The organism is Methanolobus sp. WCC5 (assembly GCF_045690325.1).
Lineage (GTDB): Archaea > Halobacteriota > Methanosarcinia > Methanosarcinales > Methanosarcinaceae > Methanolobus.
This window is the reverse complement of sequence record NZ_CP146981.1, coordinates 581,873-607,165: the sequence shown is the minus strand read 5'-3', so window position 1 is coordinate 607,165 and position 25,293 is coordinate 581,873. Positions and strand designations below refer to the sequence as shown.

At 41.2% G+C, this 25,293-nt stretch carries 18 protein-coding genes; 2 read left to right on the top strand and 16 right to left on the bottom strand.

The genetic code is table 11. The features are described 5' to 3' along the window. Nucleotides 1-429 precede the first annotated feature (429 nt). The 10 genes from V7O64_RS02820 to V7O64_RS02775 all read right to left on the bottom strand — a co-directional run bounded on the left by V7O64_RS02820 (nucleotide 430) and on the right by V7O64_RS02775 (nucleotide 14,843). Nucleotides 430-1,176 (bottom strand): M48 family metallopeptidase, encoded by a 747-nt coding sequence (locus V7O64_RS02820; RefSeq protein ID WP_407356522.1) that lies wholly within the window; start codon nucleotides 1,174-1,176, stop codon nucleotides 430-432. Beyond that, nucleotides 1,151-4,234, bottom strand: coding sequence for a type I restriction endonuclease subunit R (locus V7O64_RS02815; RefSeq protein ID WP_407356521.1), 3,084 nt, complete (start codon nucleotides 4,232-4,234; stop codon nucleotides 1,151-1,153). The genes V7O64_RS02820 and V7O64_RS02815 overlap by 26 nt, the downstream gene beginning before the upstream one ends. Further along, a complete protein-coding gene (locus tag V7O64_RS02810; RefSeq protein ID WP_407356520.1) occupies nucleotides 4,231-5,445 on the bottom strand; it encodes a restriction endonuclease subunit S in 1,215 nt (404 codons plus the stop codon). Before V7O64_RS02810 ends, V7O64_RS02815 begins: the two co-directional genes overlap by 4 nt. Further along, nucleotides 5,436-7,868, bottom strand: coding sequence for a type I restriction-modification system subunit M (locus V7O64_RS02805; RefSeq protein ID WP_407356519.1), 2,433 nt, complete (start codon nucleotides 7,866-7,868; stop codon nucleotides 5,436-5,438). The genes V7O64_RS02810 and V7O64_RS02805 overlap by 10 nt, the downstream gene beginning before the upstream one ends. A 534-nt stretch (nucleotides 7,869-8,402) precedes the next feature. After that, nucleotides 8,403-9,902 carry a hypothetical protein gene (locus V7O64_RS02800; RefSeq protein ID WP_407356518.1) on the bottom strand — a complete coding sequence of 500 codons (1,500 nt, stop codon included), beginning with the start codon at nucleotides 9,900-9,902 and terminating at the stop codon, nucleotides 8,403-8,405. A gap of 668 nt (nucleotides 9,903-10,570) precedes the next feature. After that, nucleotides 10,571-11,152: a YkgJ family cysteine cluster protein gene (locus V7O64_RS02795; protein WP_407356517.1), complete on the bottom strand. Its 582-nt coding sequence runs from the start codon at nucleotides 11,150-11,152 to the stop codon at nucleotides 10,571-10,573. A 117-nt stretch (nucleotides 11,153-11,269) separates the two neighbouring features. Beyond that, the gene (locus V7O64_RS02790; RefSeq protein WP_407356516.1) at nucleotides 11,270-12,499 is read right to left on the bottom strand and encodes a pentapeptide repeat-containing protein; all 1,230 of its coding nucleotides are present in this window, start codon (nucleotides 12,497-12,499) and stop codon (nucleotides 11,270-11,272) included. Next, nucleotides 12,453-13,574, bottom strand: a complete 1,122-nt coding sequence (locus V7O64_RS02785; protein WP_407356515.1) for an integrase — start codon at nucleotides 13,572-13,574, stop codon at nucleotides 12,453-12,455. The genes V7O64_RS02790 and V7O64_RS02785 overlap by 47 nt, the downstream gene beginning before the upstream one ends. Before the next feature lie 58 nt (nucleotides 13,575-13,632). Beyond that, complete coding sequence (locus tag V7O64_RS02780) at nucleotides 13,633-14,010, bottom strand: VOC family protein (RefSeq protein WP_407356514.1); 378 nt, start codon at nucleotides 14,008-14,010, stop codon at nucleotides 13,633-13,635. A 404-nt stretch (nucleotides 14,011-14,414) separates the two neighbouring features. Further along, nucleotides 14,415-14,843: a hypothetical protein gene (locus V7O64_RS02775; RefSeq protein WP_407356513.1), complete on the bottom strand. Its 429-nt coding sequence runs from the start codon at nucleotides 14,841-14,843 to the stop codon at nucleotides 14,415-14,417. 351 nt (nucleotides 14,844-15,194) lie between these two features. Here V7O64_RS02775 and V7O64_RS02770 point away from each other — a divergent pair, with 351 nt between their 5' ends. Further along, on the top strand, nucleotides 15,195-15,320 hold the full coding sequence (locus V7O64_RS02770) for a hypothetical protein (RefSeq protein ID WP_407356512.1): 126 nt from the start codon (nucleotides 15,195-15,197) through the stop codon (nucleotides 15,318-15,320). Between the two features lie 134 nt (nucleotides 15,321-15,454). Here V7O64_RS02770 and V7O64_RS02765 read toward each other — a convergent pair whose 3' ends face one another. The 5 genes from V7O64_RS02765 to V7O64_RS02745 form a co-directional block, all read right to left on the bottom strand. Beyond that, a complete protein-coding gene (locus tag V7O64_RS02765) occupies nucleotides 15,455-16,237 on the bottom strand; it encodes a helix-turn-helix transcriptional regulator (protein ID WP_407356511.1) in 783 nt (260 codons plus the stop codon). Nucleotides 16,238-16,425: 188 nt separating this feature from the next. Continuing rightward, nucleotides 16,426-16,782, bottom strand: coding sequence for a response regulator (locus tag V7O64_RS02760; protein ID WP_407356510.1), 357 nt, complete (start codon nucleotides 16,780-16,782; stop codon nucleotides 16,426-16,428). 168 nt (nucleotides 16,783-16,950) lie between these two features. Continuing rightward, nucleotides 16,951-17,211, bottom strand: coding sequence for a winged helix-turn-helix domain-containing protein (locus tag V7O64_RS02755; protein ID WP_407356509.1), 261 nt, complete (start codon nucleotides 17,209-17,211; stop codon nucleotides 16,951-16,953). Nucleotides 17,212-17,886: 675 nt separating this feature from the next. Continuing rightward, a complete protein-coding gene (locus V7O64_RS02750; protein WP_407356508.1) occupies nucleotides 17,887-19,389 on the bottom strand; it encodes a VWA domain-containing protein in 1,503 nt (500 codons plus the stop codon). Next, nucleotides 19,361-20,965 (bottom strand): AAA family ATPase, encoded by a 1,605-nt coding sequence (locus V7O64_RS02745; protein WP_407356507.1) that lies wholly within the window; start codon nucleotides 20,963-20,965, stop codon nucleotides 19,361-19,363. The genes V7O64_RS02750 and V7O64_RS02745 overlap by 29 nt, the downstream gene beginning before the upstream one ends. Before the next feature lie 591 nt (nucleotides 20,966-21,556). Between V7O64_RS02745 and V7O64_RS02740 the strand changes: the two genes are divergently transcribed. Beyond that, complete coding sequence (locus tag V7O64_RS02740; RefSeq protein ID WP_407356506.1) at nucleotides 21,557-22,144, top strand: GTP-binding protein; 588 nt, start codon at nucleotides 21,557-21,559, stop codon at nucleotides 22,142-22,144. A gap of 132 nt (nucleotides 22,145-22,276) precedes the next feature. On the opposite strand, the gene V7O64_RS02735 is transcribed toward V7O64_RS02740, so the two are convergent. After that, on the bottom strand, nucleotides 22,277-25,027 hold the full coding sequence (locus tag V7O64_RS02735) for a UPF0182 family protein (protein ID WP_407356505.1): 2,751 nt from the start codon (nucleotides 25,025-25,027) through the stop codon (nucleotides 22,277-22,279). Between the last annotated feature and the right edge of the window lie 266 nt (nucleotides 25,028-25,293).

Below are 25,293 nucleotides of genomic sequence, written 5' to 3'. Positions count from 1 at the left end.
GTACTTCGCTGCTTCGCTGTCAGGGCGCTGCCTCAATGGTAAATAAGTTCTTTCTGGATAGTCGCCCAAAAATTGTCTCTCCGTTTTTACATAGCACAAGCTAAACGTTTAACTTAGCTCGTACACGATGATAAATTTTAGAAAAAGAGTTTGAAATTCGTGTAAGGAACTAGTGTAAGCTCTTTTTCTGCAATGACTTGTTCAGCAATGGCGATGATATCTTCTGCAAAGTAATTTTCGTTTACACGCTTGTATTCATTGATCAGCTCTTGGATTTCAACAGCTATATCAACGTCTACGTTGTCTTCTCTAAGTAGTAGGTGATAGACGTTATCACCCTTGCTTATTTCGTGGATGGCGGCCGTGTTTGTTTATCTGTACTATCCAGTATAGATGGGACAGGTGTGGCTAAAAGGTTTGAACGAGTTCTCAGTAGGTCCATGTCTCATGCGCCAATGGCATCCTGTTCAGTTCATCCCTGTACAAACGCCAATGTGGCATATAGAAGTCCATCAATTCTTTGAAATGATCATTGTGTTTCCTTTCAAGCAAGTGCATCATCTCGTGGACTAGGATGTACTCAAGGCAGTTAGATGATTTTTTGATGAGTTCCAGATTTAACCAAATTCTTCCAGCTTCAGGAGTGCAGCTACCCCATTTTGTTTTCATCTTTTTGACTCCCCAAGAGTTTACCTTCACACCAATGATCTGTTCCCATTTTTGTATAAGAGGTGGAATCTGCTTCTTCAGCTCTCTCCGGTACCACTCCACGAGAACTTTTTCACGCTGAGCCTCATCAGCATCTTCACGGACATAAAGATCAATCACGCTTTTGTTGCGAATAATTACTTTACCTGGTCCTTTGTGATAAACAACATTCAACAGGTAGCGATGACCAAGGTAATAATGGCTTTCTCTATAGACATATTCTCGAGCAGACTGCCTGTTCTGTGTCTGAAATTTGCTTTGCTGCCGTTTGATCCATGATAGCTTGGATATTATAGCCAGTCTGACTGCTTCATCATTAACTCTCAGGGGAGCAGCTACTCTGACCCTGCCTTCTGGCGGATATACTCCGAGATGCAGGTTCTTTATATTCTTGCGGACAACATCAACAACAAGCCCGTTAACATTGATTTGATGCATGGTGTTACTTGTAATCTTCTTGTTCCTCAACCAGTTTCATAACGTCGCCTATCTGTTGTTCTTCGTAAAGCACGCTTTGAACTGCATTGCGAAGAAGCTTTCGTTTGAAGTGGTTATTTTGCCAATCATCCTGTTTGTTTGCTAGCACTGCCTCGTCTATTCGCAATGCCAATCCCTCATCCTGTCCAAGGTTGTCATACAATGCTCTTTTGGCCTGAGTGTTAAGTGTTTTTGGATAATTGGAACTGCTTGTTGGGTTATACACCAGATTAGTCAGCTCTACTATCCTTCTGAGATATTCTTTGTACTCAATGGCCTGTGCTTTGCGTTCTAGGATAAGTGCATCCAGCAGTTCGGACATCTTCTCATAGTACTTGGGGTTGATCGGTGATTCATCAATAATGAGCCTGCGAACATTGTTCTCAATGGTTTCGGCTATTGCTTCCCGGCTTTCACTAATGCTCTTGGGTAATCCTTGAATGACATCTTGCCCCCTTTCGACAATAAGTTGTACCAGTGACATATCATCGAAAGCGGATATCTTTTCGCTGTCCTCTGCACGGATGTAGGTATCAATAAGATGGCGCATTGCAGGTTCGTACATCTTGAGATCTATGTAATCACCACTGGCCAGTTTTACTTCGTTACGTACCATTTCGTAGTGCTCAACATCATGACGAATCCGCAGGGTTTCTTCTGGTTTGTAACCTGCTTCAACCATGTCGCTGGCAATGTTTGAATATGCACGCAGAAGGGCAGCTACAGCCTTGTATAAAGCCAGCCTCTTGGGTTCATTCTCCTTTAGCTCATCCTTGTTGGTAGTATCGGCAGCACAGAAATAATGAAGGTATGCAGTCGTGTCCCGCTCTATCACTGGTTCACAGAGTGCTCTCACTGCTTCAAGGGTTTCTTCCAGTCTCTCGCGAGCCTTGTCCACACGATTGCTGAGAAGTCCTTCTACATCCTCTTTTTCGTAACCATCAAAGGCTTCGGAAGTGTAATCATCAATGGCCCTTTCAAGACTCTTGAAGAGGTCCTTATAATCGACTATGTAACCGTATTCCTTATCCTCTTCATCAAGCCGGTTCACACGGCAGATCGCCTGGAATAAACCATGGTCACGCATCTGCTTATCGATATACAGATAGGTGGCAGGAGGTGCATCAAAGCCTGTCAGCAGTTTGTCAACCACTATCAGGAGCTTCATCTGTCCGGGTTCTTCAATGAATTTCTTCTTGACAGCCTTTTCGAATTCTTCGACCTTGTACATTGCAGTATCTTCGGGCTCATTGAACCATTCAGCCAGCATCTTACGGTAGATTTCATACTGTCTCAATCTCTCGGTCAGTCCTTCCCCACTGTCCTCTACCTTAATGTCTGCTGGTGAAGGCTTGTATGAGGTGACGATCGCACACTTTCCGAGCAGATCTGTCCTGGTGAACAATTCATAACACTTACAGGCCTCGTAGATGCTACTGGTTACAAGCATCGCATTTCCACGACCACTTTGCAGGCGATCCTTTGTTTCCATATCAAGTAGTATGTCAGCGACAATCTTCTCTAACCTTGACTGACTGGAGAGCACTTTTTGCATGGTGCCCCAACGTTTTTTGAGCTGAGCCTTTGCGATATCGTTTAAGCCTCTGGTCTTAGCTTCAAACCACTGATCAATCTTAGCCTGCGAAGTGATTGTCTGGTCGATGTCCCGTGCTTCATAACGCAGATCAAGGACTACGCCATCGGCAACAGCTTCGTCATACTTGTAAGTGTGAATATAGCGTCCGAAAATCTCCATGCTTGTCTTTTTGTCCTTCTTGAGAAGGGGGGTGCCGGTGAAACCAATGAACATGGCATCTGGTAAGATCCTTTTCATGGCCGCATGGAGTTTGTTGGACTGGGTACGGTGGCATTCATCAACGAAAACATAGATGTTGCCTTTTGCTTTGAAATCTGAAGGAAGCGCTTTGCTGATCTCTTCAACAAAACCATCGATATCCGTTTCTTCTGTGCCCTTGGCTTTACTGCCGAATTTATGGATTAGTGAACATATGAGCCAGGGCAGGTTGGCGTTGAGTTTGTTGATTAGATCCTGTCCATTCTTGGTTTGGTAAATCTCTTCACTGACCCCTTTGAACACTTTCTCTATCTGGTCGTCCAGTTCTACGCGGTCAGTGATCAGCAGTACTCTTGAATCACTAAGGTTCTCGCGAATCCATTTAGCCAGCCAGACCATTGTAAGGCTTTTACCGCTTCCCTGTGTATGCCAGATAATCCCACCTTCGCGCCGGTGGATAAATGGCTGTGCTGCCTTAACACCGAAGTACTGATTGGGGCGGCAGACTTTTTTTGTTCCGGAATCAAAAACGATGAAGTTGTGAATTATCTCTAAAAAGCGCTCTTTGTTGCATAACTGGAGGAGGTGTCGGTCGAGTAGATTCTCTACTTCGCTCTCCTCTTTCCAAGTTAGATAATACTTCTCCTTTGTCTCGATAGTACCATAACGTAATCCTTGGGTGTCATTACCGGCCATGATAAGTTGAATGGTGGAGAAGAACGGACGGATAAAAGTGCTGTTCTGATTTCCAAGGTTCTGGCGAATACCTTCACTCACAGAGATGGTTGAGCGTTTGAGTTCCAGTACACCAAGTGCAATTCCGTTGACATAGAGCACGATATCAGGACGCTTGGTATGTTCTCCTACAATGGTCACTTCTTCAGCGATGGCAAAATGATTACGTAAAGGATTCTCCCAGTCAATGAGCCATACGGTCTGCGTGTTCTCACTATGCTCTGGTTTTACCTTCACACCATAGCGGAGCATGCTATAGACATCTTTGTTGGTATCATAGAGACGGCGGCTCTGGTCACCGGCAACCTTGTTCAGCTCATAGAGTGCTTTAGTGACCAGGGATTCATCATAACCCTGTTCATCCCGCAAAAACGGAATTAAGTAGCATTCCTCAATGTTACGATTGTTCTCCCGGTCCTGCCAGTTACCCAGATACTTATAATCCAGAATCTTTTTGTCACTGAATAATTTAACGACTCTGTTCTGGGTTTGCCGTTCTCTTTGTCCAACAGTGTTCATATCAATCTAATCCTTCCGGTTAGTAGTTCCTGCATCATCCCCTGTTTGAGAAGTTTGGTTTTGTCACGCTTCTTTTCAAGAGCAGTAATTTCAGAATCCATGTCAGAGAGGACAGTGGCGATAGTACGTTGCTCTTCTAGGGTTGGTGGTGTTCTGTAGATGAAATTAACGAAATCTTTCTGATAAAGATGATTAATTGTAGATCCTGCGCTAAGCTGAGATAAGAAGTCGCTGAAAATATTTGAGCAGAGTAGGTAATAGAAAAACTCGGGATGAAATGCATCTCCATTCGGCCGAATTACAAATACTCCGCTGTTTAAAGTAGCTGGTTTCTGGAGGTAATCAACTAATGCCACTTTACCAATAGTCCCATCTTTCGTCACGAGAACATCATGTTCTTTTAGTTGGATGTTCTTGTCTTGCTCGTAACGAGGTTTGGTAACATAATGGCATTGATTCCAATCAATATACCCACCTTTGAACTCAGTCCCTGTGACAAGGTAATAATCACCGGAATCAAGGTATTCATTAGTTGTCAACCCCTGCCATCCAATTCGAGCTTTGAGAATTGCAGTTTTTCCAAGTTGTTTTTCCACCCACTCACCACTAAACCCTGGCAACCTTCTCTTTGTCGTCAGCAGTTCTTGCATTGCAGCCTGCTTGATATCACGCTTCTTGGTGATGAGCCGGTCCAGTGAGTCTATGAGGGCATCCACATCAGAGAGAGCAGTGGCGATGGCTTGTTGTTCTTCTTTAGTTGGTGGGAGAGTAATGAGTATACGGGAACATGTTTGTTTGTTCAACTTCGGTTGAGCGGTACCAGAGTTAAATTTTTCGTAATTTAGAGACTCAAGATACTCTGTCAAGAAAATTATATCGATATCTGAGTTTGGCCTTAAAACATGTGCGTGGTTGTTGACCCATGCTTTTCCCGATATTCTAAAAGCAAGTCTACAGTTTCTACTAAGAATATTTTCTCCATCTTCTCCTAGCAGGATTAAATCTTCATCGAAAAGATAGTCGTTAACATAATCAACAATCCCAGAAGCCCCATAATATGGAATTGACCCACGCATTTTTGCACGGTCAACATCTTTAACTGGTTTTCTCTTTCCATCGAGGAATGTAACCAAATCGCTAAGGTTCTTCAAATTCCAGTCGTCCGGAACCACTCCTATTTCTGTCTGCTTGTAACCCGGCTTCAGTTCCATACAAACCCCATCTTCTTCAGGTGTCCATCCACTTTAGCACTCAACTCTTCAACCTCAGAGGAGAGGGCAGGTAGGGGAGTGGTATAGCGCTCTGATAATTGTCTGATTCTACTGGTGAGTTCTTGAGAAACACGGTCAACCTCTTTCTTAACATCCGAACATAGAGTGCTGAACCATTTGTCCTCAACTACGAGTGTTTTGACTTCTGTTTCTGTGAGCTTTGAGTATTTCTCCAGAACCTCTATGTTCAATGTTTCAGTCGCATCCTTGACCTGCTTCTTAACATCAGCTTCTTTGTCAGTAAGTTCAAGGTATTTTTCGAGAACTGCACGTTCATCATCACTTTCCGGATTATGCTTTAGCTCTTTCAAGCGGGCAGTGAGATCCTTCTTGGTGATGTTACCCTTATCGTTGATTACATCATTGAGCAGCCCTTCATCTCCAGCATGCTCTTCCCTTATCTCTTCCATTTGCTGGTTCAGGTTCTCCAGTTCTGATTCCAGTTTCTCAATAGCTGCTTTCTCATCATTGAAATGACGTGAAATCACAAGTTCCGGCGGGATTAGGTCCGCCTTGTATTTGCGTTTTCCAATGACAATGTCAGCGGTCTCTTTGCTTTTGCCAACAATCTCCTTCAACTGGCAGGCACCAAGCCATCCATCACCGGTTATCATGTAGACATCATCCTGCATCACGTCAGCCCAATAGGTCATCAGATGCTGGTAAACATTGTACTTGTTAATGAGTGAAACACCTGTGAAGACCTTGAGAAGGTCCTCGGAGATAGCATATATCAACTCTTTCGGATGGTCATCTGAATCGATGTTGTTTAGAAGGTCTGCATTATTGTCATGCCACTGGTCAAACAATTCCCGAACAGTGTTCGTATATTCTTTGAACTCAGGATTGGAATAGATTGTAGGTTTGATCTCGGCTTCTTCCATCTTGAGAACACTGTAACCCGACCGGTCAGCAGTTTCGAACAGAGTGTTTTTGAGTGTAGGACAAACATCCCAATACTCGGACAGATTCTCTATGTCCCTGTCAGGAATGCCACCTTTGAGATGGCCTTCGATATCCTGAAGATCCTCAGGCTCAGTGCTATCTATGTAACGTGGGATATTGAGGTTGTGATCATTCTCCCTGATCTCCTCTACACTGACCATGCGGGAATAGCGTTCGATCTCAAACTGCCTGTTAAAGACATCAACGATTTTGTGTATGTCCTGATGACGCAAGCGGTTCTTATTACCATCCTTCATGAAGCCTCTGGAAGCATCAATCATGAAGATGCCCTCACGTTCCTGTGCAAATTCCTTATCCAGCACGATTATACAGGCAGGGATTCCAGTTCCGTAAAAAAGGTTTGCAGGCAGACCTATGATGCCTTTGATTACACCTCTGTTGATGAGGTTGCGGCGAATATCAGCTTCAGTATTGCCACGGAACAGGACACCATGGGGCAGGATTATTGCTCCCTTACCCGTACTTTTCATGGACTTGATCAGATGGAGCAGGTAAGCATAGTCTCCGTTCTTTGAGGGTGGCATACCATCTTCAAAACGTTTAAACTCATCTTCACTTGGATTAAAACCGGTGCTCCATGCTTTGTCAGAGAAGGGGGGATTTGCTACTACAAAGTCGAAGGTCTTGATGCCACCATCAGGATTCTTGAAATGAGGTGTGGATAGTGTATTGTCCTGCCATATCTCTGCCGTAGGATTATCATGCAGGATCATATTCATTCTGGCAAGACCCGCAGTTGAATTGTCCTTCTCCTGTCCATATATAGTGAGACCTCGAGGTGCTTCATAGGCTCCATTAAGCAGCAATGAACCAGAGCCGCATGTTGGATCGTAAATTGTCTGATCCTGGCGCGTATCGCGTTTGATTCCAATGACCTTGGAAATAACTCGCGAGACCTCAGAAGGTGTGTAGAATTGCCCTTTGCTCTTGCCTGACTCCGTAGCAAAGTGTCTCATCAGATACTCATAGGCATCACCCAGGATATCATCATCTTCAGCACGATTGTTACCAAAGTTAAGGTCAGGATTCTGGAATATTCCAATGAGGTTGCTGAGCCTGTCAGCCATCTCCTTGCCCTTTCCAAGTTTGCTATCATCATTGAAGTCGGCAAGATCAACAACACCTTTTAGGCCGTTAGCCTCAGCAAGAGTACCAATAGCTTTGTTCATCTTGTCCCCTATCTCTTTATCACCTTTGAGGGACACCATGTAGTCAAAGCTGGCATCTTCAGGAACTTCGATCAGTGCGTTAGGCTTGCCTGCATACTTATCAGATACATACTTCACGAAAAGAAGTGTCAGCACATAGTCCTTGTACTGTGAGGCATCCATGCCACCTCGTAATTCATCACAACTTTTCCAGAGGGAGCTATATAGTTCCGATTTTTTAATAGCCATTGTCATGCCTCTGTAAAGTTGTACTAATTGAAAGGATCACGTTATTGTTATTGTTCATAATTTCATACCCTCAACAGGATATGTGTTAATGTAATAATCCTTTATATCGGTTATTTTAAATAATAACTGCTATAATTATCTTTGGGACAGCTTAGAGAACTTTGCTCTAGAGACAAGGAAAAACATTGTTCTATTTCTATGGATATTTGAGTTGAGACTATCGAATTGATATTTCTATCCTAGAGAAGGAATACCCCCTCAAAAGATAATTCGCCCTTGTTCTATCTCCCTACCCTGGTGATTACAGTGAATGGGAACTTTTGGATTGGGGGCAGGTTGGTGGGAAGCCGAAGACACAATTAATGTAACGCTTGAAACAGATGTAACAGTTCATAGAAGAGCCTTAAGGGAGGGGACAGGTGAATAATGGAATACAATATTATTTATATATATATATATCGTATTCATTAAATTTACTCCCACCTGCCCCACCCCCTAAGGATATAACTGTTACAACCGTATCATCTGTAACAATTAATTAGGGAAGCTATCAAAGCTTCTTGACCTCAATGCTTGTGGGCATTCAGGGGTATTATCTCCGCACCAGTATCGCTGAATGATTTCTTCCCATGTAGATTGGTCAGGAACAGCATAGTAACGGATTACCTTTTTGTTACCACTTGCGAACTCCTTTCGGTTTGATTCTGAGATCATGCCAATGCTTTGGAGATATCCTGCAATCGTCTTAGTGCTGATGTTCAAGTTCTTTGATACCATCGTGGGTGTAACTGCAATAAGTCCTCCCTCTGTTCTGAATTCATGGAATTCATCTCCCATTCTTTCTTCTCCGATAGCCAATGAGTAAACATGGTTGAATATCATCCCTTCCATAGATTGTGATCTAGCCCGTTTAACTTCAGCCTGCCTTCTATAAAGGAACTCTTCTAACATCTTCTCCTTATTTGGAAGCAACTGGCATATCAAAGATAGAGGCACTGTGATCTGCTTTATCCGGTTTTCGATATCTAGATGACTGCAATCATAGAGTTTCGTACCATCAACTTTGTCCCAATTATAAAGTGCCCAACGAGTTATTAGTGCTCTGAGGCGTTCTACTTCCTTTCCATAGCTGGGAGGTAGGTTTACGGGTATGTCTTTCCTCCGTGTTTCTTTTGTTGTTATAGATATCAGTCGACCTTCAGTTGCATTGTCTTCGAAAGGTTTCCTCATTGCAATAACTTTTGGACAAAATGGATCGAACCAGTCCATTTCATTAAAGTTGCTGGGTTTACACTTCGCAACTGAATTCCTCCTCTCAAATCCAAGGTTAAAATATTTACTAAGAGGGTCTTCAGCTCCTCCTTTTGGATCACATTCGTCTACAACAAGTGTCCCATGCCATTCCTCGTTATATCGCATCATGGCATTTCCTGAACTTGCACCAGCCATGTTAACAGGGTAGAAACACAAATCTGAAATTACCTGCAAAAATCTGGATTTTCCCTTACCGGTATCGGCTATAAATCGCAGATATGCCACAGTATTAGTTTTGGGGTAGAACCATGTAAACATAGCATAATATGCGAACATATCGATATCCATTTCAGATGCATCGATGTATTTCTCCATGTGTTCAGTAAGTTCCTTGAATAATTCCTCTGTATCCATAGTTTTCACTCTGTCGATCAATGACTTTTGTGGAATCCCTACAACTTTTCTATACTCTCCCTTATGGAATGGTAATTTTTGAGGAATCAGGTTTTTCCCATTGTGATGAATCATCTCTTCAAACTTTATCCCGTCATTCTCAAGATGGGCGAAACTAAAGTTGTCAGCTTCATCCATGACTGTTAAGTAGATTTTATCATTAGTAACGATGTAGGCTTTCTCTATATTTCCTGAGAGTTTGTAGTCAAGTTTACTCTCCGGTTCATTAGCTGTTTTCTCGACACTATCTGAGGCAGTCTGAGTATTGATAGTAGCGTTCATCTTCTCAGCCTCAATCTGCGCAATAAGTTCGGTTACACTATTCATTATATACCTCGTTTTTGTGGTTCACTGATGGCTTGTTGGACTACCAGCACCACATACAAAATATCTTTACACACTCCAGTCTTATAAGCTTTACGACTGTCTAACTTAAATTGTAAAGATGGGTATTTTACAGTAGAAAAACAATTTTATAAGACGTAATTTGCAGACATAACTGTCCTTACTTCTTAGACTGATTAGCACATTCTGTATAAAGTACGCAAGACAAGTAAACTTGTCCGCGCAACTCATCAAAATCTGTTTTTTGCTTATCAAAAACATTAAAATGTATTTAAATTTACAAGAATTTCAACCCAAAATGAGGTGATTTTGCTGCATTTTAATCCCAAAAAAGCCAAAAATTTGGCCACTTTCGAAAAGTATATATAGTGAACCCCTCTGCTCGCGAACATATATATATTGAGGATAAAGAAGGATACAAGAGTTAACCTTTAGGATGGGGCAGTGGTGGAAGGTTTACTCGGGATTCTAAGAACCTCACTCCAACACTGTCCCCCAACCAAGGGATAATACAGGTTATTGTAAGATAGTTTCAAGCCTCTTTACAGCCTTCCTGTATGCTTCCTTGGACTGCTGACTTGGATGCGAGAATGAACAGTGACTATGGTCACAAGTGTTCTGCGGGGTAATTCCTGGAGTATAGCTGCGCTTTAAAACAATAGAGTATGAGTTGGGTTCCGCCAATTTTGTTCTGAATCAAGATATTCACCAAAAAGCTCTAAATTGTTCAAAGTAATGCCAACTAACAGTACATCAGAGTTATCTTCACTAGTATTGAAGATTTCATTTGAAGCCTTCAAATCATCTATTAATTTTTGCGGAATGTCCAACTTGAGTTTTTCGTTTCTGAATTTGAGGAAATCGCTTAAAATTTTGATTCCCAAATCACATGGGTAAATCTTAACGCTGAGATTATCTGAATCACAGTTAAAAGGATATATTCTACACACTGTAGGTCTCCTATCATATGAAGTGCATTTGCCTGTATCTCCTAAAAAAGGGCATGGAGGCTCTATTGAATAGTATAGTGAACCTTTATATCTAACACGCTCCGCCTTTTCAGTTTTTGTTTTTGAAGCTTTGCGTAATATTTTCAAGTCCTTCCCATCAAAATCAATATTCTGAATCTTACAACAAAGAGATGGGCAATCAACAGGACATTGGTAATTCGATAATACGTTCACAATCAAATCAAAAGTTGGAGTGTCGCTCAACCTGATTTTTTTACCCATACTTTTATGAAATCATAACTACTATAAAAAGATTTGTAACTGTTCTTTTTTAAAAAGTAGAACACATTAATTACGACTAGCCTGCCCTGATTATGCTATATCTGGAAATATCGTTCATTAACAAGGTTCATTGAAGGTTTTAATTACGTTCTTTGACTTATCTCCAAGTATAGCTCCCGAAAGATTGGCCGTGGAGATATCAATGTTGGAAAGGTCAACACCGGAAAAATCTACACCAGATAGATTTGTATCCACAAAATCGACATCATCCAAAATGGCATTAGAAAAATTAGCTCCCGATAAATTGAGGCCTGAAAAATCAACTGCAGAAATTATTGCTCCTGAGAAATTAGCTTTTGAAAGATTAGCTTTTGAAAAATCGACATCTTCAATTGTGGCTCCAGAAAGATTGGCTTCAGAAAGATTAGCACCTGAAAAATCAGTGAGATTTAAAATTGCTTGAGAAAGATTAGCTTGTGAAAAGTTTGATTTTGAAAAGTTTGATCTTGAAAGATTTGCATCTATAAGGACAGCTTTATGGAAATTACTGCCGTAAAAGATAGCATCAGAAAGGTCGGCTTTTGAAAGGATTGTAGCTGAGAAGTTTGCAAACTTCAAATTGCAGAGAAGAAAATCAACTCCAACAAGATTAGATTGAGAAAGATTGAGTTTAGGGAAGTATGCTTCACAAAAATCAGCTTTTGGTAAAAAGGTTTGACTCAGATTAAATATTCTTGGAACTTTGTTCTTTTCATGCTCAATATTTCTCCTTGTTAAAACACCAAGTGTTGCTTCGATATCCATGCGCATTCCGTTATAGTCTTTATAAGTTAAAGGAGAAATGACATGATTATTTTTAGCATTCGGAGCATTTTTCCTGATATATGCACATAAAATCTCCATTATCGGCCAATAATCTTTCTCTGACTCATTTGCTATTCTTTCAAGAGCATATATTCCACCCAGTTTGAATTCCAGTTGATCCTTTCCCAAGTGTTCAATTGCTCTTGTAAATCTTTCTGTTATTTGGCCCTCTTGAGAAATAATTATACTTTGTTCAGTAGCCAAGACACGTTTATGGGTTAAATATAGACCTACTAAAATTACAAATCCTCCCAGTATTTGAGCAAGCGTTGATCTGAACTTGTCTTCTAACTGAGCTAACTCTAAAGGATCTTGTATACTATCGCCTAAAAGAAAAATCTGAAGTTTCGGTATGTACCACAAAGAAAGGAATAGCAAGGTTAGAATTAAAAGCACGAACGTTATACGAGTAATTTTTGGAAATGATTTTTTGACATCAACAACTTTTTTGTGGATGGATTTTTTGATGCGATTCGTTTTCATTACCTATATAATCTGGCTTCTCTTGAATAAAAATTTTATGATTTGTCATTAATTTAAATTCAAGTCTCTCTACTATCTTCCTGTATGCCTCTCTTGCCTGCTTTACCTTGTTCAAATAATGCGCACTGCCCACCGTCACAGATGCTCTACCTTGGATAAAGTCTGCAAGACTCTCAGTGACACCCTCGGCTACCATCAGGTTCAAATGCCACTTGCGGATTGTCTTTGCAGAAACCCTTTTGTGATAGAGACAATTTTTCAAAATATCGTATGTATTATCTTTCCCGATTTCTTTTAGCTCAGGTATGAATGATGTTGGGAAGAATATCTGGAATGTCTTTTTGGTTCCAGTTGAAAGGTTAGATGTGGGATAGTGAGCAACCTCACCATCAATGACTATGTTACGTTCGTCAAATTTTTGAAGCATTTCGTGTACATGCGTAAGCCGGCTTCCAGAGTATGTCATGAGTTTGAAAACTGACTTCAACCCACCTGCACACTCCCTATAGGCTTCGCGTAATTCATCGTCTGTTAGATAGACTTCTACTACACCGGATTGCTTTATCTTTATGTATTTCCGCCATTTCTCAAGGCTGTATCCTGCAACGGTATCCATGTCAAGATCTTCAAAATAGTTAAGCATATTACGCAATCCGCGTTCTTCCTTGTCTTTTAGTTGGATCGCATTGAGATCCTGCGGTTTCAAGATGGATAGATCAGGATTAGAAAAGAACTTTTCAAGAGAATTATAATAATCGCGTTGAGTACCCTCAGAGATATTGCGGTTCCTGAGCCAGCTTTTGAAATATTCGTTATGCTGCTCCCACAATTTACTAAGTTGCTCTCCTTGCTGTTTTGTAGTAGAAAACGTATGCGGCTTAGCCTTTACACGGCGGGGGTCATGAGTTCGAATCTCATCGGGCCCACCATACTCAACTACTTCTTCTGATGTTGATTTTAATTGGTTAAATGATGTTTTCTCCTTTTCATTGCGGTGCTGAGCAAAGCTCTGCACCCCGATCCGCGCTCCCGAAGCGTCATCGGGGTTCTGAATCTCATCGGGCCCACCACACATTTCTGATTCTTTTGATGCTGATTTTTATTGGTTAACTAGGTTACCTTTTTCAGTTACATCAGCTATCCACGTGTTGGTCAAAGAGGATGGGATTTCCGTCAGGGTCGATAACAACAAAACTTGCAGGTCCGGAAGTGTTCTCGTCTGCTTCCGTCTGTATTTCAATACCTCTGGCTTTTAGTTGTTTCTGGATATCCCTGACATCTGTGAACGTGTCAGGTTTGGTGGCATTCTCATCCCAACCGGGATTGAAGGTAAGAATGTTCTTTTCGAACATTCCCTGAAAAAGTCCGATTATGCAACTCTTGTTTTTCATAATGAGCCAGTTCTGCGATATGTCGCCGTCAAAAACCTTAAAGCCAAGCTTCTCATAAAATGATTTAGAAGTGTGAATATCCTTTACGTTAAGGCTCAGTGAAAATACACCCAGTTCCATCTTTCCACCTATTATCTATACTTAAAAAATTACAGTTGTACTATTTATATTTGGCTATCAAACGGCTCTTTAAAAAACCTATTTCCTATCTATTTAATCTAACATTTTAAAAAGGATAAATCCCCCGCTCTGCAGAAATCCTTCTAACTGCAATTTAAAGGTTGTCAGTACGAATGCTGAAACAAGTTCAATAGCCATCGGTAAAGCATTGAAGGATTGCGCCGCCTGCGGCGGTTGCTTGTGTTGTTTTTTGTTTCATATTCGTTTTTACCAGAATTAACATAAACTAAAGGTGCAGGGGCGTGAAGATGTATGTACATCTTGCTTTGCACCTTTTTACCTTTGCTCCTGAGTTGGATGTAACCAGGAATTCAACAGAGCTCAGGAGCCCGGACATCACAGCATTACTTTGATCTTTTCATCCTGTAGACAGATGCTACTGTTGTGACTACCAGCAAACCGGACAAAGCCATCAGTGAACTGGCTGGTTTCTCCTGGGAAGATCCTGGATAAGGCTGTGCATCCGGCATGGTCTGTCCAGAAGCAGGACTAACGGCTGCAACATTGCCTGAAGAAGAGACAAATGAGAGATCCACAGGTGAGGGTATGAGTCCTGTTGTATGAAGTAAATCTTCATCAGTTGCAATCTCATTGAAAAATAATTGGGAGCTGAGTTTCTCAGTTGATGCTGAACCTGAAGACTCACCGGACAATGCCATGATAAAGATATCTTCACTTACGCTAGTTTCAGGATCTGTGTTTTCCTGCTCCTGTTTCTGCTCCTGTTCCAGTTCTTTCTGATATTCTATGAAAGCAGGATTTATAGGTGCCATGCTAAGTTCAGTCTCATCCGATGTTATTTTAAAAGTATGACCTTCCTAATCTGTACCTGCAGAACCTGAAGGAATCGTTGTAAGTAAAATAACCAGAACGATAACGAATAACAAATTATAGATCCTCATGTTCTTTTTCATTTTTTACTCTCTATATTGCGGAAAAGTAAGTATTGCGGAAAAGTGAGAGAACGTCTATAATAATATATAAATTTTAATTATATATATTGTTGTTGAGTTTAACAGATAACAGGTATAATTTAAATATTCAGGCAAAATGGTTTTACATGCAAATAAGTATAAATGTTAATATTTAAAGATTAAAAGGAGAAAAAGGAGAAGGGATCAAAAATGGGAAACAATGAAGCAGATATGCACAGGCTGAAAGAAGTCAGCGAATTCGTAAAGACCAGTAAAAAGGAGAAAAAGGAAGAGAAAAAGAAGGACAAAAGAAATATTCTTGGTCTTAATGACTGAGCCCCTTTTTTAATCTCTTCAGATTCTTTTTTAGTCATGGATTATTATTGTAAACGATGGAGTTTTCACCAATTTCGGCTGTATAAAATTCACCGCCATTTGATATTCAATTAGCTCTGGCACTACTGCAGAGCTTATATTTCAGTTATTAATGTTGAATTATTTAAATAATAATTATAAATGTCCTCACACCATTTACATGCTTCGGGGTTACGGGAAATAATTTGTTTGTTACTGAATTTACTTTTAGGCAGTAATCTTAAAACAAAGCAACAATCGCTTAAAGATAAGGATAAAAGTCCAATATCTCCCTGGTGCAAGTAAAATTTAACCTTTTTATCAGCAATTAACTTTTTTAGCAGATCTGACCATTCCTCTTCTATTTTTTGAAGCAATTCTTTATTTATAATAACTAAAATATTTTTATTTTCAGCAATGAATTGCTGCAGGATGAAAGGAAAAGTAGGATGCATAAACGTAAATATAAAAAATAGTGAACGAGATTTTGTGGCCAATTGTAGAAAATCCTTGTTGATCTCATACATTTCCAACAGACTTGGTTCTATAATTACACAATCGTTTATTTCATATATTCTTTTTAAAAGGTGGGGTGGGATCAAGTCGATGCTGTGAGTTCCCCAATAATTAATATCGATGTCAAGAACCTCTGTTGTGTCTAACAGAGGTTTCATTTCCTCAACTATCAGCTTTCCAATAGTTGTCAGTTCATACATATCATCATAGTGTTCAATAAGATAATGTTCCTGCAATATTTTCATTTGCGGAAGTAAAGCTTGTCTTGTAGTATCAATGGAATTAAGCAGAGTTTCCATATCTTTTGCTTCATTTCTTAATAATAGAAGCACTTGTTTTCTTTTCTCTGACATGCACAATACATCAAGTAGCTTTTTTTTCATTTGCGTTTTTCCCCGGCAAGTCTGATATTCTACTCTTTAAGATCAATAAAACCATTGATATTGTTTTTTTCATATATATGTTTAACTTTTGCACATATAATATCAAATGCCTGATATTCTTACAGCTCATATTCTAAGTAAATGTGTTTTAATGATTTGCTTTTAAAAATATAATGCAAGTCTTCTAACTAAACATAACGGGAAACCATTTCACAAAAATCGTCTATGGCAAATGGTTTCTCCAGATATTCCGAACATCCCGCAGCAAAAAGCAATTCTTTATTATTTGGTAATACGCTTGCAGTAACAGCTACTACTGATGTATTTGAGTTTAGACTGCTTTTTAATCTTTTAAGCACTTCAAAACCATTCATTACAGGAAGATATATGTCCAATATTATCAGATCAAAATTATACTTATCGGCAAGCTCTAAAGCCTTTTTTCCATCCATGGCCAGCTCAATTTCATAGCCTTTCGATCTAAGGAGGTAAGCGATCAGTTCCATATTCTCAATATTATCTTCTACTACAAGGATAAGCGCCATCGTCTATACTCCTTATGATTTTACGATGTATACATGACTTTTAAGGTTAAGATCATTGCAATGATCGTCATACCTGCAATTCATGATATTGATGTTCATTTCCAAGTTAAGACCATTTTTAATCCTGAATTTCAAAAATCATTACTTACCAGTTATGTTTACCTTTAGTCAGTGGATCTCTAATCCACTAGCTATTTCCCTATATGTCCGACCCTTTTCAGTAGTTATGAACAGATCTCCTTTTTGTTCTACTAGCAGGTTATCCTGCATGCTGACCAGGTACTTATTTGCAATTGTTGAATTCAGATTTGCATTATATACTATATGTGTTTTTTTTGCTCCCCGCATAGCTATCTTTAAAATAGCAAGTGTAATATCCAGTTCACTTCTTCTGATAGTAATACCCCGTATTTGATTTGCTGCATTCATATAGTTATAAAACCGTTTATTCCCATCACTTTGAAAATTACTCCAAAAGTCATCGGTCTGCCGTTTATCCTGGTAACACTTTGATCACTTTTTTGCAGTTTCACTCGTTTCACTCTATTCTCACTCTACTCTCCAGTTTTCATTATTTTTATAGCAGAAGGGAATGGATTATTACCACTTGACTTCGATTCTTTGTTCTATCTCTGAGGCCCTCCACAAGCCTTGCAGCAAGTCCACTCCCTAATGGATCCCATCTGCCTCAACCTGATGCATTGTTTGAGAAACGCCTATCTCCAGCAATATGTATTAACTAAGGGGGTAACATTTCATGCCCATTTCTTAATAGTATTTTATGCATATAGAATTAATTGCTTTAAATATATCATGCTTTCAAAAATTATACGGCTTTGATAAATTATAATGCTGCTATAATTTCAAGCCAGAGTTACACAGAGTTACAAGATCTTGAGCGGATATACACGGATCTCACCATATGGATGCGGCACGGGACTGCTCACCGGTGGCAGATTTGAACGGGCTAAAAGCCATTCATGCAGAGGACTTAAGATCAACAGATGATACGGGAAATAAAACTCAATGGCTACTGAATGTTATGTTATGTTATGTTATGTTATGTTATGTAGTCTGAGCATATATCACAGGAGTTTTAGCTGTTCATCTTGAAAATGAGGTTGGGATCAGGTTCTCTGCCACGCTGTATCTGCAGTTGTGTCTTATTTCTGAGAGTGTATCACGGCGGGTGTTATAATTCCAGCTTTGGTCAAAAACCTCTTCATCAACCTGGTCATTATCAAAGGAGGTGACAGCTAATGCAAAAAAACGGTTATCATTCTGTTTTTGTTGCTTGCACAGGGAAACAATGTCCGGTGAGAGGCGGGGGAAGAGAAAATCAGACATGACCAGCAGATCTGCTTTTTCATAATTCTCATTTTGCATCATGCGTACTCCCTCATATAAAGCCGGTACCACATCGGTACCGCCATGGAAACTCATCTTAAGGAAGTTCAGCAGATCACGAATGCCTTTTGGCGGGGTAAGATCTAAAGTCTCTATTGAAGTACTGAAATTGATGAGATAACATTTTCTCTTTTGCGAAGCTGCCCTGGACACTATACTCAGGGTCAGTGCCTTGGCCACATATTCAGAGGCACCTGTCATGGAATCACTTGTATCAAGGCAGATGATTATCGGTCCCATTTTTTCATCATCTGTAACCGTTACTGTTTTGCTGATCACTTCTTCAACGATCTCTTCTTTGTATCCCTGTTTTGAAAAACACATCAGCCGCTTTTCAACGTATTTCAGGTCAAAAAGCAATGCAACATCAGCGTCACTTAAGAGAGCTAACTCCTGTGGTATCACATTTTCCAGATCCCTGCCAAGCTCAATGCCAACCATCATCTCATTGGAGCTGAGGTCCGGTTTTCTGATACAGTACCGGACAGTTGAATGAACTATCTCGGTGTTATCGGATCGTTCTGCCTTTCGCAGTCTTCCCATCAGTTCGCACAGGTCCCGTACAGCTTTAGCCTTGTTCAGGTATTCAGCCCACTCTTTGAGAAAAGAGATATCCTGTTCAGTTAATTCATCGGCGCCCAGATCCCATAAAAGCCCGGGCTCAATGTCCAGGTCATCAAATACTTCTTTCATCTGCTGCATTGTTTCAAACCATTCTTCCAGGTATTTCAAAAACTGTGTGCGCAGTTTCCTGATTTCCATGAGTTGCCAGTCAAGTAACTGTTCTTCGTACTCTTTTCTCCAGGCTTCCTGCTCATTTCTGCGAATTGCATTGAGGATCTCTTTAAGGGTCCTGTTCTCTTGCATAGCCACTTCATTTTTTGCAGCAAGTGTTTTCCGTTCCCAGAATGAAACGTTTGCAGACTTATTAAGTGATTTGAGATTTTCCAGGTCAGTTAATATTGATGCTTCACAACTGCCATGTGTCTTAAAATCCAGCTCTGCAGATCTCAATTCACAAAGATGTTCTTTAAAGGGGTGTGTGTTTTCTAAATAGCTGCGGGTTGATGTTTCCCAGTTACTGACTTTTCTGTTCAGTACGACCTCAAAGCGTTCGTCTGCCAGATCGGAAAATCTCTCCGATCGAAGGATATTGACAAAAGTCTTTGTTCTAGCAATTTCCCGGTTCAGCGACTGCATGTGTTTGCACCTTTTCCAGCAGATGCTGGGCGTTTAATTTGTGATTTTCCAGATCACTGAGAAAAGCATTGAATGCATCAAGCATCAATTGTCTCTTCTGTGCAGGTACGAACGGTGTTTCGTTCATCTTCTTTTGAGCAGCAATGAACGACACCGTGTTATCAATTATCTGATCCAGGGAGGTCAAAGCATTTCCACATGCCTCCTCAAAAACAGATCTGACTTGCGGGCATACACTTTTTGGCGTGCCCCTTTTAAATTTTACAGGCGGGCTTGCATCAAACCATCTGACATATGAATTACTCCTGATAGGAAACTCCCATCCACTTGTCAGTAATTTTTCCTGTATCCGGACCTCACATGTTCTGCTTCCATTGAAATTGCATTCCAGGCGTGATTGTGGATCTCCATTCTCATCTATGGGTACAAAAGGTTCAAAAGTACCGACCTTTTCCAGAGGGATATAAAAACGGATCGTTGTCCTTATCTGATCGGGACTGTTAGGACTTTTCTTGATCTGTGGTGAAGTTACAGCAAAGTATTGTTTACCGGCAATTTCTTCTGTATCATAAATATCCTCTGGATAAAAAAACGTATCATGCACCTGATGTTCAATATCCCCATAACTTAATATCCAGCTATTGAGCTTTTCATAATTGGCACATCCGTATTGCTGCACACATTTTACAACGATCCTGTCAATATGTTCTCTGTTCTCTTCAAGTGTCCACAGGCAGTGTCTCAGTATGAATGTGTCAACAGGTATCACCTCGGTCCGGTCACAGAGGAATGCTGAAGCCTTCAGAACAAATGCCATCTTTTGCCACCTGCGGTCGGAAACATAAACCTGGATCTCAGGATTGGCCTTGTTAAATTCATCAATTGAAGCCCTGATGGAATTTATAATTGCAAATACTTCTTTTGAAATAGTTATTTTGTGTATCTCATCGGGGAATTGCTCCCATTGTTCATGAGAGAACTGCAGCCCTTCCGGGACGTCTATATCTGTGGAAACCGGCCCCCCTGCAAGCAGTTTTTCAAAATTCTCTTTTTCCTGCAGAGGATCAACTACAATTCTCACTACAAACCGATCATAGAGAGCTTCCAGACCCTGATTGGCCGGAGGGGTCTCATTGCTTGCAGCTATCAATGCTTTTAACGGGACCTTTTCGTCTTTGCCGTTATTCCTGTAGATCCTTTCGTTTATGATGGTCAGCAACGTGTTCAGGATAGCCGGACTGCTTTTCCATATCTCATCAAGAAAAGCAAAGTCGGCAGTGGGTAGGTAACGGTCGGTCTTGCGGACATAATTGTCCTTTTTTAGTTCCTGAATGCTGACCGGCCCGAAAACATCTTCCGGGGTGCTGAAGCTTTGCATCAGGTATTCAAAATGGGTCGTATCCTTGAATAATCTTGACAAGCGGCGGGCTATCAGACTTTTAGCTGTTCCCGGCGGCCCGTATAGAAAAACAGATTGCCCGGAAATGGCTGAAAGAAGTGAAACTGCAACGATCTCTTCTCTTTCGTACAGTCCGTCAGAACAGATATTGATAAGATCTGTAACTCTTTTTTTCATAGAAGTATTTGATAGATCGTGGTTCATATGTTTTTCACTCCTGCAATTATAACTCCTGTCATTTTTCACTTCTGTCAAATCCACTACCATTAAAAGCACCTACAAGACGACTAAAAAGACAAGAGCCTTTTTCCGTGCAGGAGGTTGCATACACATTCCCGTGACAGGCCTCTTTTTCTGGTAGTCCGCAGATCACATGTCTTTATCAAAGCAGATATGTTTTTGAGTTAGTTCTTGAGTTTGTATTTCTATCATAAACCTGTTTTCAGCTATCGGCATAAAAATGTCAGATACCTGTATTCAGTTCTGGCCTGCACTTTTAAGCAATAAATTCCTGTAAGGATGGTATACTTACTTCTATATAAGTGACTAACGGCTCAAAAAGCAATATTTTCATCCGGGGCAGGACTTAACTGATCGATGCATCAATCCAGTCATAACCTTAAAACCAGAAATAACCTTTAAGCCAGAGAAGGATGCTGAAGATGATTAGTTTGTTGAAGATGATCAGATTGTTCTGTGGCTATTCAAAAGGGATCTGTGATAATCTTATTAAGCAATGCACATCAAACGTGATCCAGGAGGAATTCAATGCAACTGGTTTTAATAGGCGGTTTTACAGGCATGGAAAAGAAAAATGCTCTTTTTTCTGTTGGGAATGAACTAATTGCAAGAGGTAAAAAAGTGGGTGCTGTAGTTATAGAAGATGTGCAGTCCACTGAAAACGCAAATGTTGATATGGACCCTGCTATCATTGTAAAAGAAATGCAAAACATCCCATGCACCTTTATTACAGATCTTGTGGCTGATTTGCAGGATATCGATAAACAACCGGCATTTGATCATATGCTTATCGAGGTTCCCTTCAGCCTGCCTCCGGGAAAAGTAAGGAAAGCAATAGTGGATGGCGGTTTCAGGAATCTGTCCGTTGCACCTCTGGTCTATATGTCCGATGTGACCATCCTTAAAAAGGATGCAAAGATGATCCCAAAGATAGTCAGCACCCAGATAAGAGAGGCGGAGATCGTGTTTGTAAGTACCGGTCCCCTTGATCAGAGAACATCAGCATCATTGAACAGGCTATTTGAAACAATGAACCCCTCTGCCAGGATATTCGAGTACTCTGCCGATTCAGATGGACACAGGATAGGGGATCTTGTTGATATGCTTATTAGCTAAAACAATAAAAAACCGGGTTCAGTACTACATCTTCCTATTCTGTTCCTATTCTGTGCCTATTCTATGTTTTCTTTAGGAAAGCGTGACAAAATATACACCGACCTTGCTTAAAGATGGGGCAGAAGGACAGGATCACTGTCCTTCACTTTCTGCAACGGCCTGCGATATCTCTTCAAGCAGATCGTAGACCTGTTCCATTTCCCGGCCATAGCCTGCCCAGTCACCTGTCCTCAGGAACTCCTGGGCATCGTTATAATGCTCAAGTGCCCTTGTTGCCAGTTCCCTGGCATCTCCTGGCAGATAGGCCGGTCCTGTGCCATCGACAATCTCATCGGCGACCTCCTCACCAAGAAGTACCTGCAGTGATGTTTCCAGGTCAATGCCCATGTAAACCGTTTCACCGGAAGAGACGATTATCCTTCTAAGCTCGGGGATCTCGTTCTCGTCCGCACTTATGAATATTGGCTCAATGTAGAGTATTGAGCTGTCAAGCGGAACAACAAGCAGATTTCCCCTTATAACGCTGGAGCCCTGCTGTCCCCAGAGTGTGAAAAGCTCTGATATGTACGGATTCTGGTCTATCCTGGATTCTATCTGATTTGGTCCGTATATCAGCCTGTCCTTGGGGAACTCATAGTGCACCAGTTCACCATAATCGCCGCCGTCACATCTTGCAGCTATCCAGGCTATCATGTTCTGCCTGTTCCTTGGTGTGAATGGCTGCATCAGTATGTACTCGACACCTTCGCCTTCAGGGAGCCTTGTCATAATGTAATATGGCTCCATGGTTATTGTCCTTCCACGGTAATATTCCCTGGGGATCTGCCATGTATCCTCTTTATTGTAGAAGGTTTCAACCTCTGTCATATGATAGTTCTGGTACATGTTCATCTGTACTGTGAAGAGGTCCTTTGGATATCGGATATGCTTCCTGAGATTCTCCGGCATTTCCTCGTATGGCGTGAAAAGATCAGGGAAGACACTGGAATATGTATTGATCATGGGTTCGTCCTCCATGATATAATAATCAACTGTGCCTTCATAGGCATCGATGACAACCTTGACAGAGTTGCGTATATAATTCAGGTCTCCTGCTCTTGTGCTGTATCTTTCTGAGTAGGGATATTTATCAGAGATCGTGTAGGCATCCAGTATCCAGAATATCTTGCCATCGTGGATGACGGGATAGGGGTTGCTGTCATATATCAAAAACGGAGCTATCTTATTTGCTCTCTGGTTTATCTGGTGATCATAGATGACGCGGCTTTCTTCGGTAATATAGCGGCTCAGTACGAAGTTCACGTCTGCAAAACGCACCATGTATGCCAGTCTCTTTAATATGGAGTCAAGCACTACTCCTCCATTTCCTTCATATCTGGCGTATACGTTACCTGCTGCACTGGGATAATCAAGTTCTTCTATGTCACTGTTAACTATCTTATAGTCTGTTGTCAGTTCTCCGTAGTAGATCCTGGGATTTGTGAGATCGAAATTTCCCTGGGGAGGTATGTCCTGCAGGGCAAATACGGGTCTTCCGTCATCTGTTTTTTCACTCACGCTGTTCATTACAGCCCCGAATCCATGGGTGTAAACGAGACGTTCATTTACCCAGGTCCTGGCTGAAGGGTCAAGATATGTTATATCCATCTCCCTGGTGGCTATCATGAACTGCCTGTAGGCTCCGTCCACATGGTACCTGTCCGTATCCACGTCGTTGAATTCATAATATGTCCTTATTTGCTGTGTCTGCCTGTATGTGTTCTGCAGGGCCCTTTCGTCCCATATGCGTATGTTGGCAATAACGTCTGAGTTATTCTCTACGGCAGACCGGGTAAGTTCGGGATTATAATCAAAAGGCCTTACATCTATATCCGCAAGTCCGAAAGCTTCTCTTGTATAGTTGATGTTGTACAGCAAGTATGGCTCTTCAAGCTGCAGTTCTGTGGGCTCGACACGTATCTGCTGGTAGGCTGAAGGTGCAAAGGATGTGAGAATGATCATGATGGCAATAGCGCTTATTCCAAGGACCGGTATGTTCCTGTTCCTCAGTCTGGCATTTGCTATTAACCCGGCGGCTACTATGCTACAGACCAGTGAGGTGATGGTGAGCAAAGGCAGCCTTACATGCACATCCGTATATCCTGCACCAGCCACCACACCTTCCTGTGAGAAAAGGATCTCGTACCTGTTAAGGTAGAAGCTGAAGGCAAGGGTCAGGGTTATAAGTCCAAGAAGTACCGAGAGGTGCATGAGCACAGTGCCGGGGATGTTGTCTATAAGGTCTGTGAGCTCATTGCCGGTCCTTATGTATCCGTCGTCTTCTGTGCCGTAGCTTATGTTTATCTCAGGGGTCAGTATGGGCTCCAGTCTCTGCAGATATATCACTCCCGTGAAAAGCAGTACCAGGGCTGTCAATGAGAGCAATGAAGACCTGATCATTTCAAGAAGGGGCAGCTGGAACAGGTAGAATGACAGGTCCATGGAAAAGATGGGATCCTGTATACCTGCCGGAACCATGTTCAGGTAGAGAAGTATTGTTTCCCACCGGTTGCTCAGGTAGAGTCCGAACATCAGCGACAATATTATCGCTGCCGGCATGACAAATCCTCCTGTCAGGTCAGATTTGCTATTATAGCTGCTACCTTTTTCTTCTAATGCCTGGTCTATGTATTTTTCTGCTATCTTTATGTTCAGATAGATGAATAGGAATACAAGCAGGGATCCTGCAAGGAATATGGCTATCTTCCAGGTCAGGATGCTTACAAAGACGGACAGGTATCCTGTCATGCCGAACCAGAGATATTCTGTATAATACCCTATCCCGGGTCCTACACTGAATAATATGGCTATCAGCAGGAGAATATATATCGGTTTTAAGTTCATCGTCTACCACACTGGTCAATGATCGCTGGTTGTTTTGAAGTTCAGATATGTTTCAGATCGGTCTGTTATCCGATCCGTAAAAGTCCGGACCCTTAAGTCCTGCAGATCTTTGGAACTCCCTGAGTCCCTTAGCTTAGTTAGCTTAGTTAGCTTAGATATTTATGCTTAGTTTGGGATGAATATACACTAAAGTCTTTCCCTTAAGATCATGATAATTCCCTGTGGCCATCAGATACCCGGCCATTACAGTACTCTTTTTATAACAT